The organism is Bradyrhizobium sp. (assembly GCF_027307225.1).
Taxonomy (GTDB): Bacteria; Pseudomonadota; Alphaproteobacteria; order Rhizobiales; family Xanthobacteraceae; genus Bradyrhizobium.
Genome location: NZ_DAHUXJ010000014.1, coordinates 1 through 16,865 on the forward strand (window position 1 = coordinate 1; position 16,865 = coordinate 16,865).

A 16,865-nucleotide genomic window follows, 5' to 3' on the forward strand; every position below is an offset into this window, starting at 1 on the left:
GCTGGGCGCTGCCGGCAGCGCGAATGCGGCAGCCGCAACGACAGTGAGAAGCATCTTGTTCATCAATTCCCTCCCTTGGCTTTATTATCTTATCGTTTCGCTCGGACAGATCGAGCTATCCTTTCGTGAATTTTACGACCATCTCCTCCGGCATCGGCGCCGACTTCAGCCGGGTGGGGTCTTCGGGATGATGCCCAACCAGGACCCGCGTCTCGAACGCCTCGATCGCAAGCTGCTCGCCCTTGAACACCTTGTGGGTGACCTCGAAACTCGAACGCTTGACACTTTCGACCCGGCTCTCGATCGTGATCCAGTCGCCATGGGTCGAGGCGATGTAGAATTTCGCGCTGGTATCCACCATGGGGATGCCGACCAGCCCGTACTTCTTGACAATGTCCTGCTTGGAAAAGCCGGCCGCCTCGAACAGGATCGAGGTCGAGTCGTCGAACATCTCGAAATAGCGCGGGTAATAGACGATGTTGGCGGGGTCGCAATCGCCCCACTGGATCTGCACATCGCGCCGGTGAACGAACATCATTTCGGCGCCATGCGCAGCGAGGCGTCGAGCCGCACCACCTCACCATTGAGGTAGGGGTTGTCGACCATCTGCATCACGAGCGAGGCAAATTCGCCGGGATCGCCGAGGCGGCGCGGGAACGGAATCGATGCAGCGAGCGAATCCTGCGCCTCCTGCGGCAGCATGGCGAGCAGCGGCGTCAGGAACAGGCCCGGCGCGATCGCGAGCACGCGAATGCCGAATTGCGCCAGCTCGCGCGCGATGGGGAGTGTCATCGAAACGATGCCGCCCTTGGAGGCCGAATAGGCGGATTGCCCGATCTGGCCGTCATAGGCGGCGACCGAGGCGGTCGAGACCACTACGCCGCGCTCGCCGTTTGCCAGCGGCGCGAGCTTCGACATTTCCGCGGTCGCAAGCCGCAGCATGTTGAACGAGCCGATCAGATTCACCTTGATGACGCGCTCGAAGTCAGCCAGTGCCATCGGCCCCTCACGTCCGACCACCCGCTTGGCCACGCCAATGCCGGCGCAGTTGATCAACACCCGCGCCGGACCATGGGCTTTCGCCGCGGCCGCTACCGCCGCTTCCGCCGAGGCGGTTTCGGCGACGTCGCACGTGATAGCCACGCCGCCGATTTCCCTGGCGACCGTCTCGGCGAGCTTGGTGTTGAGGTCGCACACCGCGACCTTTGCACCTTCCTTCGCAAGCCGTCGCGCGGTCGCCGCGCCCAATCCCGATGCGCCGCCGGTAACGATCGCGGCCTGGTCCTTCAACTGCATTCCGTCCTCCTCAACACGTTTTCCACCTAAGGCGTGATCACGCCGTCAGCCACTTCAGATGAATAAAGCATCTCGACCAGGGCGTTGCGGTGATCGAGCACCGCACGCTGGTTGATCGATCCCTTGTCGGTAACCTCGCCGCGATCGATCGAAAGTGGTGTATCGACCAGCAATGCCCGGGCCACCCGCGTCGACGAGCCGGTCGCTGCCGACTGGAACGTGGCAAATTTCTGCCAGAAAGCGTGACGCACCGCTCCATCATGCGCGCAGATGGAAATGTCGTTCGACGGCAATGCCGGATTGATCTGGCGGCAACCGTCAGGATCGAGCACCACCAGCGCGGCAATTTCGTCGCGGTTGATGCCGGCGATGACGACATCGCGCACCAGCGGCGCGCAGGCCGCGATAAAGCGGGCGCGCAGCGGACCGACGCTGACCCAGGTGCCGCTCGCAAGCTTGAAATCCTCGGCAATGCGGCCGTCAAAATCGAGACCGGCGGCAAAATCGCACTCTACTGCCGGCTTGGCGGCATCGCCGAATTTGTAAAACCCTTCTTCGTCGAAGGCGGCGGCCGTGAGCTTCGGCTCGCGCCAATAGCCGGGCGTGACGTTCGGTCCCCTGGTGCGGAGATCGAGCTTGCCGTTGACCGGCACCAGCTTGACGTCGTTGCCGAGCACGGGAAGGCCGATATGGCCGGACCGGCTGCTCTGCGGTGTCGCGAGCAAGCACAGCGGCGCGGTCTCGGTCGCCCCCAAGCCAGTCAGCATCGGCACGCGGTAGCCGGTCTCCCTGACCGACAATTCGTCAAGGCCGTTCCAGATATGCGGCGACATCGCAGCGCCGGAGAAGAACATCGACTGCAGGCGGTGGAAGAACATGTGACGCAGATGCGCGTCGTCGCGCAAATAAGGCAGCAGCGACTCGTAACCTTTTGGAACGTTGAAATAGACTGTCGGCGAAATCTCGCGGAGATTGCGCACGGTCTCTTCGATGCCGCCGGGCATCGGCTTGCCGGCGTCGAGATACATCGAGCCACCGTTGACGAGCACAAGCCCGGTATTGTGGTTGCTGCCAAAGGTGTGATTCCATGGCAGCCAGTCGACGATGACGGGCGGCTCTTCCTTCAGGAAGGTCATGGTCTCGCGGATCATCACCTGGTTGGCGCACAGCATCCGCTGGGTATTGACGACCGCCTTCGGATTGCCGGTCGAGCCCGACGTCAGCAGGAATTTCGCGATGGTGTCGGGACCGATCGCCTGATGCGCGGCATCGAGGCCGGGATCGAGCGGCGTTGCGATCAATTCGGACAGCCGTGTCATCGAACGGTCTACTAGCGCGCCGCGGGAGGCGGCGATCTCGACCTCGCCGGGGACATTTGCTTTCAGCGCGGGAGCGAACTGATCCGCGTCATCGACAAAGACCAGTCCCGGCGTCAGCAGCTTCATCAGATAGGAAAGCTTGCCGTAGTCTTTCGAGATCAGCGAATAGGCCGGCGAGACCGGACAGAACGGCACACCGGCATAGAGCGCGCCGAACGAGACCAGCGCATGGTCGATCGAATTGCCGGAAAGGATCAGCAACGGCTTCTCTGCCGAAAGGCCGCGCGCCAGCAAGCTGGAGGCGATATGGCGACTGAGCGTCAACAATTCGTCGTAGCTGAGCGTGCGCCAGCCGCTATCAGCATCACGCTCCGCCATGAAGACGCGATCCGGCGCGACCTCAGCCCAATAGTGCAGAGAATCAGTGAGCCGCACCGGATAACCGGTGAGCGCTTGCTTCGGCCTGAGATAGATCGTGCCGTCGGCGCGGCGATCGACCGATACGGCCGGATCGCCGAATGAAATCGGGCGCAACGGATGCGAGCCGCCGCCAGGCGGCGACACGCTGCGCTTCGACTGCAGGGACAGGTCGGCTTTCGCGCTCATGTCCGGTGCTCTCCTCCCGAATAGTTATGTTTTATAACTAATTTGCCGGGAGTCAATAATTTCACGAGAATTCCTCATCCCGAGGTGCCGCCAACGGGCCGCGCGAACGCGCGCCCGATGCCAGCGCTCACAGCACCTGATGCACATCGATCACGACCCGCGAAGCGTGGCGCGCGGCGGAGGCAACGAACAGGCTCTGCATCAGCCAGCGGTATTTCGCAGCCCCGGTTTCGAACCGCGGTACCGTACGAAAATAGATCAGCGCCGGGTCGACCGCCTCGCCGCGATTGAGCCTCTCGATCAGTTCACTCGGGCCACAACGAATGCCACGGTTTTCGACATAGATCACTGCGCCGTCGTCGGTCTCGATCGCGTATTTCGCTTCCAGATCGATAGAGGAGTCCGGGCGGACGATCTGGAAGTCCGCGCCAAAGCCCAGGACCTTGCCGCTGAGGTCCTTGCCCCGCACGTCGCCGCCCGTGATCGGAATGATGCGGCGCTCGCCGTAACCGAGCTGGCCGGCCGATGTGACGCCGGCAATGTGCGCGGTAATGGTGAAGGCATATCGGGTCGCAAGCACAGGTTCCATCGAACCACTCCAATGCGTCATTATCCACCCATCCTTCGAGACGCATCGCCGGAGCGATGCTCCTCAGGAATGAGATCATCTCATGTGCTGCGGCAACCAGGTCGCCAGCAGCGGAAACGCAATCAGAATAATCAGGCGGATGATATCGGTGGCGACAAAGGGAATCACGCCTTTGAAGATCGTGGTGAAGGAGACGTCCTTGACCACGCTCTTGATGACGAAGACGTTCATGCCGACCGGCGGATGGATCAGTCCGAGTTCGACCGTCATCACGATGATGACGCCGAACCAGATCGGATCAAAGCCAAGCTGCGAGACGACCGGAAAGATGATCGGCACCGTGAGGATGATCATCGCCATCGCATCCATCAGGCAGCCGAGCACGAGGTACATCAGCATGATGACGGCGAGCACGCCGTAGCTGCCGAGGCCGAGACCGGTGAGAAACGCCGTCACCTTTTGCGGTGTCTGCGTCACCGTCAGGAAATAGCCGAACAGCAGGGCACCGATCAGCACCGTGAAGACGGCGGCTGCCGTTCGCGTCGCCTGCAACAGCGAAGCCAGCACCTTCTCCTTGTCGAGCCGGCCGGTGAAGATGCCGATCAGGAACGCGCCGGTCGCGCCGACGCCGCCGGCTTCGGTCGGCGTAAAGCGCGGCAGAAACGGCAGGCCATAGAGGCCGCCGATGACAAAAACAAACAGCAGCACCGGCGCCCAGATATCCTTCAGCGCAAGCAAGGTCTCGCGCCGGGACAATTGCGTGCCGGTCGGCAGGAAGCCTGGGCGCAGATAGCCGATCAGGGTGATCGTGACCATATACATCGTCATCGCGAGCAGGCCGGGAATAATGCCGGCCATGAACAGCTTGCCGATGTCCTGTTCGGTGATGATGCCGTAGACGGCGAGCACGGTCGACGGTGGCAGCATCGCCCCCAACGTGCCGCCGGCCGCAATCACGCCGGTGGCAAAGGACTGCGGATAGCCGAAGCGGCGCATCTCCGGATAGGCCACGGCCGAGAACGTCGCGGCGGTCGCAACCGACGAGCCGCAGATCGCGGCAAAGCCGCCACAGGCCGCGATCGTCGCAATGCCGAGACCGCCGCGCAAATGACCGACAAAGCCGTTGGCGGCGCGGAACAGGTCGCGGCTCATGCCGGAATGGCTGACGAACGTTCCCATCAGGAGGAACATGGGGATAACGCCGAAGGTGTAGTCGGTCACCGTGCGCATCGCGGTCTGGCCGACAAGCTTTAGCGCCGGCGTGCCACCGACGAGGTAACCGAAGCCGGAGACGCCGACGAGGCCCATCGCCATGCCGACCGGCACGCGCAACAGCATCAGCACAAACAGCGCGGCGAATCCGAGGATGGCGGCGGCATCGGTGCTCATGCCGCGCTTACTCCGTGCTCTTGAGCTTGGGGTCGTGCATGTCTTCGGGGTGGAAGACAAGCCGGTAGGTACGGATCGCGATCAGAAGCACCGCGGACACGTCGCCGATCCAGGCCACCGCGAAGAACGGCCAGGTCGGCATGTGCAGGTCGAAGGTCTCGACATGATCCCGATAGGTGCCGTGCACCTTGTCGAACAGCGTCCAGGTTTGCACCGTCACCACGAACAGCAGCACCAGCGTCGCGAACACGTCGACCCAGCGCTGATGTCTCGGGCTGACGTTGCCCCAGACGAGATCGACGGTGATGTGGGTGCCGCGATAGCTGGTCGCGGCAATGCCCCAGAAGATAAGGATGCCGAGCAGCATGCGGCCGATATCGAACGAGTCCGGGATCGAATAGTTGAACAGGTTACGCAGCAGCACCGATGCGAAGATGTCGATCGCGACGAGGCCGACAAAGCCGGCCGCGATCCATTCGATCGTGTCGATGAAGCGATCCATGAAATGGCGCGTCATCTATCGCTCCAGCGATGCGCGAGATGGCGAACCAGTGGCGTGGATTTGACATTCGCTATCCGGTAGCCGAGCACTCGAAATGCGAATGTCAAATCCGGAACTCCACTGGAGATTTTTGGTTTGCTAGTGGTCCTTGGATTCTAACATTTGCAAATGCACCCACCGCGACGGGATGCAAATGTTAGAATCGGACCACTAGTCGCTACGGCGTCAGGGCGTTGTACTTGGCGAGAGAGGCTTTCAGTTCCGAAAGCGCCGCATCGGGATCGACGCCCTTCCTCCGGACATTATCGGCCCAGGTCTTGACCAGCGGTTCGGCGGCCTTCTTCCACTGCGCGGTCTGCTCCGGTGTCAGCGAATAGACGTCCTGGCCGGGCTCGGCCTTCACCTTGCCGAGCCCTGCGTCTTCGAATTCGCCCCAGGGGCCGCCGACGCGGCCGGCCGCCTCCGTATTGCAGTTGTCGTCGATCGCCTTCTTCTGGCGGTCCGACATCTCGTTGTATTTGTCCTTGTTCATCACGAGAACGAAGGTGGTGACATAGAGCGGCGCGTCCATCTGGAACTTCGTCACCTTGTCGATGCCGAACAGCACCAGTGATCCCCACGGGAAGGTGACCGCATCCGCGACGCCGCGCTCGATGATGTCGCGCACTTCAGGCGCGGAAGCTTGCACATTGGTGCCGCCAAGCAAGGTCACGAAATTCGCGATCGTCGCATCCGCGGGGCGGATCTTCATGCCCTTGATGTCCTCAGGCACGACGATCTTCTTGGTGCGGGAATGAAAGGAGGAAGGCGAATGGATGAAGGCTAGGCAGAACTTGACGTCGCCCATCTCCTTCGGCGCATATTTGCGGTACCAGGCGTCGAGCCCCATCGAGCCACCCTTGGCAGCCGACATCAGGAAGGGCAATTCGCCGGCGGCGATGATCGGGAAACGGCCGGGCTGGTAGCCAGGATTGACGTAGGTGACGTCGGCGATGCCGTCGCGCGCCATGTCGTAATGGTCGAAAGCCTTGCCCAGCTGCTGTGCTGGATAGACGTGCGACTTGATGGTGCCGCCGGAGGCCTTCTCGACCGCGGCGCCCCAATCTTCCAGCGACTTTTGCAGCGGATGCGATGCCGGCACCCAGTGCGAGATCTTCAGGTCGAAGGTTTTTTCCTGCGCCATCGCGGGCGAGGCGAGCGCAGCCAGCAGCGCCGCGAGCAAGGCCTTTTTCATCGATCACTCCCTTTGGGCAAAGACAGGCTTCGGCCCGCTCTTTTTATTTAACATGTTATAGAAGATTTGGTTGTCGTTTCAACACGAACCGTCGGCATCCAAAAATTCCGTGCGATATGCGAACCGAATCTCTTCCAGACGCCCCCGCACACCATCCGATTGAACTAGAGCTCCGATTCCGAAGTTCGCAAACCATCGCGGTGACCTCCGATGCGAACTTCGGAATCAAAGGAGCTCTAGCAACTTGTTGATTCTAGTGCGGCTTTGAATTTGAAGTTCCTATGACGAACTTGCAGCAATCCAGATAGGAACTTCAAATTCGCCGCACTAGTTGCCAGCCGCTTTCCCAAAACCGTTATATGATATAACTACCAGCGTCGACCACCGTCGCAAACTAATACTATCGGGGAGGGAAAGATTGCGGACCAAAGTCGCGATCATTGGCGCGGGGCCTGCGGGTCTCTTGCTCGGACAGTTGCTGCACATCTACGGTATCGACAATGTGATCCTGGAGCGTCACACGGGCGAATACGTGTTGGGGCGCATTCGCGCCGGCCTGCTTGAGGAAGGCACCGTCTCGCTGCTCGACGAGGTCGGCGCTGGCGGACGCGCGCACCACGATGGGCTGGTGCACGAGGGCATCGAACTCGCCTTCGGCGGGGAGCGCCACCGCATCGATCTCCATGGCCCCACCGGCAGAACGGTGATGATCTACGGCCAGACCGAAGTGACGCTGGATCTGATGAACGCGCGGCGCGCGGCTGGGCTGACCAGCGTCTACGAAGCCGACCACGTCACGCCGATCGATTTCGACACCGACCATCCCCGCGTCTCCTACGTCAAGGACGGCGTCACGCATGAAATCGATTACGACTTCATCGCCGGCTGCGACGGCTTTCATGGCGTCAGCCGCGCCAGCGTCAAGCCGCAAGCGATCGAGACGTTCGAGCGGGTGTACCCGTTCGGCTGGCTCGGCATTCTGTCGAACACCCCGCCGGTCAGCCATGAGCTGATCTATTCCAACCACGCGCGCGGATTTGCGCTCTGCACCATGCGATCGACCAAGCGCAGCCGCTATTACGTGCAATGCCCGCTGGACGATCACATCGACCAGTGGCCGGACGACCGGTTCTGGGACGAACTGAAAAGACGCGTCGATCAGAAGGCCGCCGACATGCTCATCACCGGGCCCTCGATCGAAAAGAGCATCGCCCCCTTGCGCAGCTTCGTCGCCGAGCCGATGCGCTTCGGGCGAATGTTTTTGGCGGGCGATGCCGCTCACATCGTGCCACCGACCGGGGCCAAGGGACTTAATCTAGCGGCGTCGGACGCACATTATCTGGCGCAGGCGTTCCGCGAATATTACGACGAGAAATCGTCCGCCGGCATCGACGCCTATTCGGCGAAAGCGTTGTCGCGGGTGTGGAAGGCGGTGCGCTTCTCGTGGTGGATGACCTCGATGCTGCACAAATTCCCCGACAACGGCGCTTTCGGCGCGCGGATTCAGCTTGCCGAGCTCGACTATGTCGTGAACTCGAAAGCGGCCGCCGCGTCGCTGGCGGAAAACTACGTCGGGCTGCCGTTCTAAGCGCTTGCGGTTGCCATCTTCGACCGCGGCATCAGCATCGCCAGTACGATCGCAACCACCAACAGCGCCGGCACGTCGCCAATCAAATGGCCGTATTCCATCGGATCCTGGATCGACTCGACGGCCATAATTGCGCCATGCACGACGCTCGACCAAACGGTGAACCAGATCAGGCTGCGGCTGCCAAGCGGATCGCGCGAGGCGATTAGCAGGAACACGCCGAGCGTCGCATAGACGCCGACAATCATCATGGCGTAATGCGAATGCTCGTGCCCCCATGCCCAGCCCGACGGCCACAAAATCGTCAGCGGATAGATCCCAAGGATAAAAATCAGACCGACCACGATCAAGGCGATTCGAAGATAGAAAATCTGAGTGTCGTTCGACATATTTCCCTCTCCTCTACTGCCTTAACTTCCCGAAGTTCTCCGATTTGCCATACGCTACGATAGCAGAGACAAGGTCACCGGTCAGTCGCGGAATTGGATGATGCTCACGCTTTATTTCTCGCCCGGCTCAAGCTCGATGGCGGCCCATATCGCGCTTCACGAGATTGGGACCACATTTGAGGCGAAGCCGCTATCGTTGAGACGCAACGAGACGCGATCGCCGGAATTTCTGAAGATCAATCCTGCCGGCAAGGTACCGACGCTCCTGGTCGATGGACGGCCGCTGGTCGAAGTTGCCGGAATCCTGTTTTATCTGGCCCGGCGTTTTCCGGAAGCCGCCCTGTTGCCGCACGGCGATATCGAAGCCGAGGCCCGCGTCGTTTCCTGGATGTCGTTCATCGCATCCACGCTGCACCCGGCGCGTCAGCGCGGGATCGATCATGCCCGCGAAGTCTACGGCCTCGCGGACCGGCTGCTCGGAAGCGGCTGGGTGCTTGGCGACCGCTATTCGATCGCCGACATTCATCTGTTTCGCCTGTACTGGCGACTGTTTCACGCGCTCAAGCTGGAGCGCGGCACGTTTCCGAACCTCGACGCGCTCTACGAACGCATGATGGCGCGGCCCGCCGTGCAGCGGACGATCGAGGCGGAGAGCGCGGTCGGCTATGACTTGCCGCCGTGAGCTGTTCAAAACGCGCGCGTAAATACTGTTTGAAACTTTGTAGGCGGTGATTTTTCGCCGCTCGCCCGGTCTTCAAGGGCGGTTCATCGAAAACACGATTGGAAGAATGTAAGCCGCCCCACGCCGGACGATGCCCGCTTGCTGATCCTGCCCGCCTGCGCATCCTCGAGGCCATGAAGTCTCGCGAATGCGCCGTCGGCGAAATCGTCGGACGCATGGACATCTGTCAGTCGGGCGTCTCGCGACACTTGCGCATTTTGACTGAGGCCGGGATCGTGCAAGCGCGCCGCGACGGACAGAGGCGACTCTACTCGTTGCGAAAGGACGGCTTCGATCAAATCGAGGCTTGGGTAGCGGGGTATCGACGCCATTGGGAGGCGAGGCTCGACCGATTTGGTGCGGCCCTCGAAAAAGGCCGCGCTCGCCCAAAGGAAAGCTCTCGGGAGAAATCATGATGGCCGCGACAACCGGTACGGCACGCGCCCAGTTTTCGATCCAGCGTGAATACGCCGCCTCTATCGATGAAGCCTGGACGCTTTGGACCACAAAGGCGGGGATCGAATCTTGGTGGGGTCCCGAGGGCTTCGAGGTAGACGTTACCGCGCTGGACCTGCGCGCTGGAGGCGAACTCGCTTATCGGATGACCGCGGTGGGACCCGAACAGGTGGCTTTCATGAAGCAGGCAGGCATGCCGCTGACGACGGTATGCAAAGTGACCTATGTCGAGGTCTCGCCTCCGCGCCGGCTGGCTTACATAACCCTGACTGATTTCGTGCCGGGCGTGACGCCGTATGAAGTTGCTACGGTCGTCGAATTCCGGGCAACGTCAGGCGGCGTGCAGGTGACGCTCGCCTTCGACGCCATGCATGATGACGTTTGGACGGAACGCGCGCGAGCGGGACACGAAGGCCAGTTGCGCAAACTCGACGCACTGTTTACCGCGCAAGGCAAGGCGGTGCGTTCGTGAAGACTTCGCTCTCCGACGCAGTCGCGGCCGGATTCATGGTTACGGCGCTGGCCCTCACACCGCCGGTACTAAGGCAATAACCGATGATCAAAATCCATGATTTTCCTCACGGCGCGCGTGGACTTCGGGTGGCGTGGTTATGTGAGGAAATGGACCTCGCTTACGCAGTGACACCCGTCAGTTTCCCGCCGGATAACGACTATCGAGCCCTCAACCCGTTCGGCACCGTGCCTTTTTTGCAAGATGGCCAGGTTTCGATGGGCGAATCGATCGCCATGATGCTTTACGTCGCACAGAAATATGGACCGACTGATGCTTTGCCGTTGGCCGACAATGGGCGCTACGCCAAGGTTCTTCAATTCACCCTGTTGGGAGAGGCTACGTTGTCATCTCTGATGACACCGCTCCTTGCGGTACGTTTTGGTGCGCCGAGCGACCAAAAACGCAATTGGTCGGCGCTCGGGATCGAGTCTCGGCTCAAGGGAACCATTGATCACCTGCGTGACGAACTCGGCGATCGCGATTTCCTTGTGGGAAGTTCGCTTACGCTGGCCGACATCTCCATCGCAACCGCGCTACGGATATGGACCCGAGGCGTTGGCCAGGAAATGCCTGCGACCTTGCGGGCCTATTGCGAGCGCCTTGAGGATCGCCCGGCCTGCAAACGCGCATTGGGGGGGCGCTAGTTCCAAGTCAAGGACGCCGACAGGCTGTCGCAATGTTCGCCTATCGTCATCAGGCGTTGATCCGATCGAGTTGCGCGTGAATATTTCTGTTTTAAACTTTGTAGGCGGTGATTTTCGCCGCGCACTCGTCTCAATGACGGCTCATCAAAGCAAGAGCCGCCCATGACATCGTTGGACATCCCTGAAGGCTTCGAGCCGCATTTTCGCAAAAGCCCGCTGACCGATACCTGGGAGCCGATTTATTCCCGGAAAACGGACAAGGCCGTGATCATGGGATTGCGGCTGGCAACGCCGCACACGAATTCGCGCGGATTGATCCATGGCGGACTGATTGCGGCTCTGGCCGATGGAGGCATGGGCTATAGTTGCGCGCAGGCGACAGGCTGGCGTTCTTCTTTCGTGACGATTTCGCTTGCGGTCGATTTCACCGGCTCCGCCGGGATCGGTCAATGGCTCGCGGTCGAAAGCGAGGTCATCCGCACCGGCGGTACGATCTGCTTCGCGCAATGTCTGGTCAGAGCCGACGATGCCGTGATCGCGCGGGCGAACGCAACGTTCCGCGTGGTAAAGAAAGACGCTTAGCCGAAATGCCAGTCCGTGGCCTCGACCACAAGATCGATGAAGGCGCGCACCTTCGCCGATAACAGCCGCGAAGTCGGATAGACGACATGGATGGGCAGCGGCGGCTGCTCGAATTTCGCCAGCACGACCTTGAGACGACCACGCTTGATCGCATCCGCGGCCTGATAGGCCAATACCCGCGTCAGGCCGCCGCCTTGAACGGCATATTGGATCGCCGCGTCCGCGCTGTTGGTCATCAAGCGAGGAACGGGTGCGATGCGAATCTCCTTGCCGTCGCGCTGGAAGCGCAGATCGGGCGACGCCGTGGTGGCGCCGAACTGGATGGTCTGGTGAGATGCGATCGCCTCGGGCGTCTTCGGCTCGCCGTGGGCTTTGAGATAGCCGGGCGAGGCAACCACGATGCGCCGCATCTCGCCGACATGGCGCGCCACCAGGCTCGAATCGGCGAGATGGCCGATCCGCACCGCAAGGTCGACGCCATCTTCGATCAGATTGATCATCCGATCGGTCAACCGCAGTTCGCCGGACACCTCCGCGTAGCGCTTGAGGTATTCGGACATCACCGGGCTCACATGGAGCCGCCCGAAACCGATCGGCGCGGACACCACGAGGCGCCCGCTCGGCCGGGTCCGCTCATCCTGGATCGAGGCCTCGGCCTCCTCGACATCGGCGAGAATTCGTCGGGCGCGCGCGAGATAACGCTGCCCGGCATCGGTCAAGGCGACCGACCGCGTGGTCCGCTGCAACAACCGCGCGCCCAGACGCTCCTCCAGCGCGGCGATCAGCCGTGTCACGCCGGAAGGCGACAGCCCGAGCTTCCGGGCGGCGGGCGCAAAGCCTTCGAGGTCCGCGACCGCGAGAAAGGCTTGCATGGCGTCAATGCGATCCATGGCATTATTTCATAATCCGCAATGATCTGGTGTCAATCGCGCCAATTGTTTTGGAGCGAAAAAGCCTCCATTTTGCGTGGATGGAACCGGAGACGGAGGTTTCCGATGTCAGAGCTTCAAGCCGTTTCGAGCGACGTCGCGTTCACGCCGGCGGTGAAAGCCGTTCAGTCCCGCAAGGGTTCGCGGCAGGCTTACGCGGAGCGTGGCGACTGGCGCACCGAAATCGATGAAAACCTGGCGGCATTCCTTCGCCAGACCGATAGCTTCTATTTCGCAACCGCCTCGGCCGACGGCCAGCCCTACATCCAGCATCGCGGCGGGCCAAAGGGGTTCATCAAAATTCTCGACAAGAACACGCTCGCCTTTGCCGACTATGCCGGCAACCGGCAATTCATCACGCAAGGCAATCTCTCGGAAAATCCCAGGGCCTATATGTTCGTGATGGACTATGCCCACCGCCGACGGGTGAAGCTCTGGGGCGAGGCGAAGATCGTCGAGGACGACCCGGCGCTTCTGCAGTCGCTGATGCCGAAGGGTTACAGGGCGCGGCCCGAACAGGTGATCCTGTTTCGGATATCGGCCTGGGACACCAATTGCCCGCAGCACATCCCGCAGAAATTCGATGCGGCGGACGTCGCCGCGGCTCTGGCCGCGCGCGATGCGCGGATTGCGGAACTGGAGGCGGAGGTCGCGGCGTTGAAGAAAGCGCCGGTCTCCGAGCGATCCAACTAGTCGATCAGGAGGGTCGTCCCCGCGGAACGCGGGGATCCATAACCACCGACGCCTGTTTGGGTCGATGTCAACCACCGCGACGCTATGTGTTAGGCCGCGGCGTATGGGTCCCTGCTTTCGCAGGGACGACTGAAACGCCGGTCCCAGATTCATGCCGCCTCGCAAAGCGGTCTCCAGGCGAAGTCGGGATAATATTGGCTCATCATGCGGTCCACATAGGCAATAAGATTGCCGAATTGCTGTGTGCGTTCACGCAAAGGAGACTCGAAGAACGGGGTGAGTATTCCCGCAACGACAGCAAATGCCGTGGCGTCGGCTCCGCACGGCGTATTGCCCATCAGGTAAGGCTTGTCGCCAAGCTGGACCGACAGCGCGAGCAACGAACGGATGGCGAGATCGATATCCTCGTCAGGCGCGTGACGGCCAAGGCCGCTGATCAGGTAATTCTCCGCCACGCGAAATTGGGCGTCCTCGCGCAGTCTCTCGCGCATATGCGCCGGCGCACCATCGAAGAAGTGCGAGGGCCCCTTGGCGAAATTCTCAGGATTGGTCCAACGCGCGCCAACCAGCGCCCAGTACAGATGGTGCTCGATCATGCGTTCGAACGCCCAAGCCTGTGCGCGCTGCTGCAGATTCAGTGGGGCGTCGAAATCGAAGCCGTATTCGGCCTCGATATGCGCCCGGATAAAGGTGGAATCGGCGATCGCCTCGGCGTCGTCCTGGATATAGGGCAACTGCCCCTTCGGCGACGCCGTTGGCCTCGCCTTTTCCTTGTGATAGTCGAGGCCCGCCATTTTGAGCTGAACCTCGGTCTTGGTCACGAAAGGGCTGATTTCCGGCAGGCCAAAGCCGGCGCCAAAGCCATAGACCGTGATCAATGGATCACTCCCTTTTCCCTGAGAAGCCGCTTAAGGCTAGCCACGCCCTGCTGCCACCGTGGTGTCAGCAGCGGTGAAACCGTCGCCCAGAGGTCGAGGCCGTAAAGTATGATCATGGGACAAACCCCTCTCGATTTGAGTGTTGTCCCGTTATACTTGCCAGCTGCTGCCAACATGGTGTCAGCATCCAACGGCCTTCCTCGAATAAATTACGAGCCTTCCCATGCGACGTGCCGACCGTCTGTTTCAGATCATTCAGGTGCTCCGGCGCACCCGCAAGCCGCTGACGGCGGATGCGATCGCGGCTGAACTGGAAACCTCCAAGCGCACGATCTATCGCGACATTGCGACCCTGATGGAGCAGCGCGTGCCGATCCGCGGCGAGGCCGGGATGGGCTACATCCTGGAAAAGGGATTCGACCTGCCGCCCTTGATGCTGACGCCCGACGAGATCGAGGCCGCGGTGCTGGGCGCGCAGTGGGTCGCAAGCCACGCCGACGAAACACTGTCGCGCGCAGCTGCCGACCTGATCGCGAAGATCGCGGAGACGGTGCCGGAGCGTTTGCGGCCTTTCGTACTCGAACCGACGAGCCACGCCCGTCCAAGCTGGCGCAAGGAGCCCGACCGCATCGACATGGTGAAGACGCGCACTCAGATCCATGAGGGACGGAAGATCACACTGCACTACCGCGACGAGCACGGGCGCGACAGCGAGCGCACCATCTGGCCGATCGCGATCGGCTATCTGGAAGCGGTGCGGCTGCTCGCCGCCTGGTGCGAACTGCGCCGCGACTTTCGCAGTTTCCGGACCGACCGAGTCATCGACGCGGTGTATCTTGAGGAAAGATACCCCGAGCGGCGCGATCTGCTACGGGCCAAATGGCGGCGCAGCCTGGTCTGGGAAGCGCCGAGCGATGTCTGATCATGGATGCGAATGTTAGAATCGGACCGCTAGCCATGGAAGTAGGCCATCAGACCTCAAAACCCGAAAGCCCGTGCCAGTCTTGCGGCGCCTGCTGTGCGTATTCGCAAAACTGGCCGCGCTTTACGATCGAAGAAGACGCCGCGCTCGATCTCATTCCGCCAAGCTTCGTCAACGAAAGAGGGTCCGGCATGCGCTGTGACGGAGATCGCTGCTCCGCACTATCGGGACGGATCGGCGTTGCGACCTCCTGCACGATCTATGAGATTCGGCCGGAGGTGTGCCGCACCTGCATGCCGGGCGATTCCGAATGCGGCACGGCGCGCCGGAAATGGGGATTGCCAGTGTTGGCGGACCCCTGCCCTTGAGCGAGGGACGTGGCGATCAGGCCGTGACGGCCCTGGCGAATTCGGCGAAGTCCGCGTCGTCGGGTTCGTCGTCGATCGGCGCAAGCTGCGTGAGCGGCTTTGTCGAGAGCGTGATCGGCTTGCGACCGCTCACCGATACCGGCGAGGTCCGCGCGGCAGGCTCGCGCGACAAGGCGTAAAGCGTCGAACCGACGCGGCCGCCAGCCTGAACCAGTTCATGCTCGCTGCAGCTTGCCGCTATGGTCATCGCCAGGGAATAAAGATGGCTCTTGCGATAGCAGAACAGCGCCAGCATGGCCCGGACCTCGGGCGAGACACTGGCCACCAACTGCGGCAGGCCATGTTCGCTCGCGCGATACATCTGGCCAAGCAGTTCGTCCTGGACCGGGCAAAAGTCGTTCTCGAACATTTGCATAACCCCCGGCGTCGAGGATGCAATGCGACTCTCTAACGAAAGGTTAACCACGGCAGCCAGTAGTGCCACGGGGAACTTGATTGACAGCACATGTTTAAGCTGAACCAGCCCGGCGCGCCCGAATCAGTGGCCGGCCATAAAGATCGACAGGCCGAAATCGGTCAGATGGTGGAGGGCCTGGTCCACGCCGATCAAGGTCCAGAACCAGGGGTGCTGATTCTCCTGCGTGACGCCCAGTCGCGAGGACACCAGCCCCTTGCAACGATCGACCGCGAAATGAATGACAAAATCGATCACGGCCACGAACCAGAACCGGGGCGCGACGACGAGAATGAGCGCCAGGATGACCGCAAAGTGCACGCCGCAATGGGCGAGCAGCGGAAGAAACCAGCCGGTCTTCTGATCCTTGCCGATCGCCATCCAGGACGTTTGCAGCACGAAGTCGGCGATGACGTGCTTGACGGTCAGAAGCACCATCCAACCAATCAGCGCACCTACCGGAACCGATGCGGACATGGGGGGAAACGACAAGCGGAAGCCCTCAGGCGAAAATGACGGAGTGGTCTCTGGAAGGCTTCAGCGCTACTTCTTCTTTGCCCGCCAAATCGGCCGGGTTCCCTTTTTATGACATCTCCGGGTGCAGAATGCACCATCACCGCCTTGGAAAAACACAGAGTGTGGCGGACGCGCCGTGCCCGGTAAGGTTACCGGTGGGCGGCCGGTGGCGCAGCGTTTGCAATCCGCAAACCAGCGGATATCATGTGAGCCTATAAAATTATCGTTCTTTTTTAGGCAGTTATGACCGAGTTCGGGCGATTTCTGCCGTGGCTG

21 protein-coding genes are annotated in these 16,865 nt (G+C 61.2%); 9 read left to right on the plus strand and 12 right to left on the minus strand.

The window, feature by feature from the left end; all coding sequences use genetic code 11:
- Positions 1-115: 115 nt before the first annotated feature.
- The 7 genes from M6D32_RS01840 to M6D32_RS01870 form a co-directional block, all read right to left on the minus strand.
- On the minus strand, positions 116-535 hold the full coding sequence (locus M6D32_RS01840; protein WP_298252879.1) for a thioesterase family protein: 420 nt from the start codon (positions 533-535) through the stop codon (positions 116-118).
- A complete protein-coding gene (locus M6D32_RS01845; RefSeq protein WP_298252784.1) occupies positions 535-1,296 on the minus strand; it encodes an SDR family NAD(P)-dependent oxidoreductase in 762 nt (253 codons plus the stop codon). Before M6D32_RS01845 ends, M6D32_RS01840 begins: the two co-directional genes overlap by 1 nt.
- Before the next feature lie 26 nt (positions 1,297-1,322).
- Positions 1,323-3,221, minus strand: a complete 1,899-nt coding sequence (locus M6D32_RS01850; RefSeq protein ID WP_298252786.1) for a feruloyl-CoA synthase — start codon at positions 3,219-3,221, stop codon at positions 1,323-1,325.
- Positions 3,222-3,348: 127 nt separating this feature from the next.
- Entirely contained in the window at positions 3,349-3,810 is a 462-nt protein-coding gene (locus M6D32_RS01855) for a DUF3237 domain-containing protein (protein ID WP_298252788.1), read from the minus strand.
- A gap of 75 nt (positions 3,811-3,885) precedes the next feature.
- Positions 3,886-5,199, minus strand: coding sequence for a TRAP transporter large permease (locus tag M6D32_RS01860; RefSeq protein ID WP_298252790.1), 1,314 nt, complete (start codon positions 5,197-5,199; stop codon positions 3,886-3,888).
- Positions 5,200-5,206: 7 nt separating this feature from the next.
- On the minus strand, positions 5,207-5,716 hold the full coding sequence (locus M6D32_RS01865; protein ID WP_298252791.1) for a TRAP transporter small permease: 510 nt from the start codon (positions 5,714-5,716) through the stop codon (positions 5,207-5,209).
- Between the two features lie 202 nt (positions 5,717-5,918).
- A complete protein-coding gene (locus M6D32_RS01870) occupies positions 5,919-6,935 on the minus strand; it encodes a TRAP transporter substrate-binding protein (protein ID WP_298252793.1) in 1,017 nt (338 codons plus the stop codon).
- Between the two features lie 418 nt (positions 6,936-7,353).
- Between M6D32_RS01870 and pobA the strand changes: the two genes are divergently transcribed.
- Positions 7,354-8,523, plus strand: coding sequence for a 4-hydroxybenzoate 3-monooxygenase (pobA, locus tag M6D32_RS01875; protein ID WP_298252795.1), 1,170 nt, complete (start codon positions 7,354-7,356; stop codon positions 8,521-8,523).
- On the opposite strand, the gene M6D32_RS01880 is transcribed toward pobA, so the two are convergent.
- The gene (locus M6D32_RS01880) at positions 8,520-8,912 is read right to left on the minus strand and encodes a DUF6632 domain-containing protein (protein WP_298252797.1); all 393 of its coding nucleotides are present in this window, start codon (positions 8,910-8,912) and stop codon (positions 8,520-8,522) included. The genes pobA and M6D32_RS01880 overlap by 4 nt on opposite strands.
- A gap of 100 nt (positions 8,913-9,012) precedes the next feature.
- Between M6D32_RS01880 and M6D32_RS01885 the strand changes: the two genes are divergently transcribed.
- The 5 genes from M6D32_RS01885 to M6D32_RS01905 all read left to right on the plus strand — a co-directional run bounded on the left by M6D32_RS01885 (position 9,013) and on the right by M6D32_RS01905 (position 11,829).
- Positions 9,013-9,594, plus strand: coding sequence for a glutathione S-transferase family protein (locus tag M6D32_RS01885; protein WP_298252799.1), 582 nt, complete (start codon positions 9,013-9,015; stop codon positions 9,592-9,594).
- 98 nt (positions 9,595-9,692) lie between these two features.
- Positions 9,693-10,049 carry a metalloregulator ArsR/SmtB family transcription factor gene (locus M6D32_RS01890; protein WP_298252800.1) on the plus strand — a complete coding sequence of 119 codons (357 nt, stop codon included), beginning with the start codon at positions 9,693-9,695 and terminating at the stop codon, positions 10,047-10,049.
- A complete protein-coding gene (locus tag M6D32_RS01895) occupies positions 10,049-10,561 on the plus strand; it encodes an SRPBCC domain-containing protein (protein ID WP_298252802.1) in 513 nt (170 codons plus the stop codon). Before M6D32_RS01890 ends, M6D32_RS01895 begins: the two co-directional genes overlap by 1 nt.
- 83 nt (positions 10,562-10,644) lie before the next feature.
- Complete coding sequence (locus tag M6D32_RS01900) at positions 10,645-11,247, plus strand: glutathione S-transferase family protein (protein WP_298252804.1); 603 nt, start codon at positions 10,645-10,647, stop codon at positions 11,245-11,247.
- A 162-nt stretch (positions 11,248-11,409) separates the two neighbouring features.
- Complete coding sequence (locus tag M6D32_RS01905) at positions 11,410-11,829, plus strand: PaaI family thioesterase (RefSeq protein ID WP_298252806.1); 420 nt, start codon at positions 11,410-11,412, stop codon at positions 11,827-11,829.
- On the opposite strand, the gene M6D32_RS01910 is transcribed toward M6D32_RS01905, so the two are convergent.
- Positions 11,826-12,719, minus strand: a complete 894-nt coding sequence (locus M6D32_RS01910; protein ID WP_298252808.1) for a LysR family transcriptional regulator — start codon at positions 12,717-12,719, stop codon at positions 11,826-11,828. The two genes, M6D32_RS01905 and M6D32_RS01910, sit on opposite strands and share 4 nt — an antisense overlap.
- A gap of 105 nt (positions 12,720-12,824) precedes the next feature.
- On the opposite strand from M6D32_RS01910, the gene M6D32_RS01915 reads away from it, so the two are divergent.
- On the plus strand, positions 12,825-13,451 hold the full coding sequence (locus M6D32_RS01915) for a pyridoxamine 5'-phosphate oxidase family protein (protein WP_298252810.1): 627 nt from the start codon (positions 12,825-12,827) through the stop codon (positions 13,449-13,451).
- Positions 13,452-13,600: 149 nt separating this feature from the next.
- Here M6D32_RS01915 and M6D32_RS01920 read toward each other — a convergent pair whose 3' ends face one another.
- Entirely contained in the window at positions 13,601-14,329 is a 729-nt protein-coding gene (locus tag M6D32_RS01920; protein WP_298252812.1) for a glutathione S-transferase family protein, read from the minus strand.
- Between the two features lie 223 nt (positions 14,330-14,552).
- On the opposite strand from M6D32_RS01920, the gene M6D32_RS01925 reads away from it, so the two are divergent.
- Positions 14,553-15,251 carry a YafY family protein gene (locus M6D32_RS01925; RefSeq protein ID WP_298252814.1) on the plus strand — a complete coding sequence of 233 codons (699 nt, stop codon included), beginning with the start codon at positions 14,553-14,555 and terminating at the stop codon, positions 15,249-15,251.
- Between the two features lie 35 nt (positions 15,252-15,286).
- The gene (locus M6D32_RS01930; protein ID WP_298252816.1) at positions 15,287-15,619 is read left to right on the plus strand and encodes a YkgJ family cysteine cluster protein; all 333 of its coding nucleotides are present in this window, start codon (positions 15,287-15,289) and stop codon (positions 15,617-15,619) included.
- Positions 15,620-15,635: 16 nt separating this feature from the next.
- Here the strand turns inward: M6D32_RS01930 and M6D32_RS01935 are convergent, their stop codons facing one another.
- Positions 15,636-16,028, minus strand: a complete 393-nt coding sequence (locus tag M6D32_RS01935; protein WP_298252818.1) for a hypothetical protein — start codon at positions 16,026-16,028, stop codon at positions 15,636-15,638.
- Positions 16,029-16,157: 129 nt separating this feature from the next.
- Positions 16,158-16,511 carry a DUF3307 domain-containing protein gene (locus M6D32_RS01940; RefSeq protein WP_298252880.1) on the minus strand — a complete coding sequence of 118 codons (354 nt, stop codon included), beginning with the start codon at positions 16,509-16,511 and terminating at the stop codon, positions 16,158-16,160.
- Positions 16,512-16,865 lie beyond the last annotated feature (354 nt).

Excerpts from the sequence above, each read along its gene's own strand:
- M6D32_RS01900 (WP_298252804.1), top strand. The coding sequence starts at position 10,645 with ATGATCAAAATCCATGATTTTCCTCACGGCGCGCGTGGACTTCGGGTG.
- M6D32_RS01865 (WP_298252791.1), bottom strand. The coding sequence starts at position 5,716 with ATGACGCGCCATTTCATGGATCGCTTCATCGACACGATCGAATGGATC.
- M6D32_RS01940 (WP_298252880.1), bottom strand. The coding sequence starts at position 16,511 with ATGGTGCTTCTGACCGTCAAGCACGTCATCGCCGACTTCGTGCTGCAA.
- M6D32_RS01895 (WP_298252802.1), top strand. The coding sequence starts at position 10,049 with ATGGCCGCGACAACCGGTACGGCACGCGCCCAGTTTTCGATCCAGCGT.
- M6D32_RS01855 (WP_298252788.1), bottom strand. The coding sequence starts at position 3,810 with ATGGAACCTGTGCTTGCGACCCGATATGCCTTCACCATTACCGCGCAC.
- M6D32_RS01885 (WP_298252799.1), top strand. The coding sequence starts at position 9,013 with ATGCTCACGCTTTATTTCTCGCCCGGCTCAAGCTCGATGGCGGCCCAT.
- M6D32_RS01930 (WP_298252816.1), top strand. The coding sequence starts at position 15,287 with ATGGAAGTAGGCCATCAGACCTCAAAACCCGAAAGCCCGTGCCAGTCT.
- M6D32_RS01845 (WP_298252784.1), bottom strand. The coding sequence starts at position 1,296 with ATGCAGTTGAAGGACCAGGCCGCGATCGTTACCGGCGGCGCATCGGGA.
- M6D32_RS01925 (WP_298252814.1), top strand. The coding sequence starts at position 14,553 with ATGCGACGTGCCGACCGTCTGTTTCAGATCATTCAGGTGCTCCGGCGC.
- M6D32_RS01910 (WP_298252808.1), bottom strand. The coding sequence starts at position 12,719 with ATGGATCGCATTGACGCCATGCAAGCCTTTCTCGCGGTCGCGGACCTC.
- M6D32_RS01850 (WP_298252786.1), bottom strand. The coding sequence starts at position 3,221 with ATGAGCGCGAAAGCCGACCTGTCCCTGCAGTCGAAGCGCAGCGTGTCG.
- M6D32_RS01935 (WP_298252818.1), bottom strand. The coding sequence starts at position 16,028 with ATGTTCGAGAACGACTTTTGCCCGGTCCAGGACGAACTGCTTGGCCAG.
- M6D32_RS01840 (WP_298252879.1), bottom strand. The coding sequence starts at position 535 with ATGTTCGTTCACCGGCGCGATGTGCAGATCCAGTGGGGCGATTGCGAC.
- M6D32_RS01915 (WP_298252810.1), top strand. The coding sequence starts at position 12,825 with ATGTCAGAGCTTCAAGCCGTTTCGAGCGACGTCGCGTTCACGCCGGCG.
- M6D32_RS01870 (WP_298252793.1), bottom strand. The coding sequence starts at position 6,935 with ATGAAAAAGGCCTTGCTCGCGGCGCTGCTGGCTGCGCTCGCCTCGCCC.
- M6D32_RS01880 (WP_298252797.1), bottom strand. The coding sequence starts at position 8,912 with ATGTCGAACGACACTCAGATTTTCTATCTTCGAATCGCCTTGATCGTG.
- M6D32_RS01860 (WP_298252790.1), bottom strand. The coding sequence starts at position 5,199 with ATGAGCACCGATGCCGCCGCCATCCTCGGATTCGCCGCGCTGTTTGTG.
- M6D32_RS01905 (WP_298252806.1), top strand. The coding sequence starts at position 11,410 with ATGACATCGTTGGACATCCCTGAAGGCTTCGAGCCGCATTTTCGCAAA.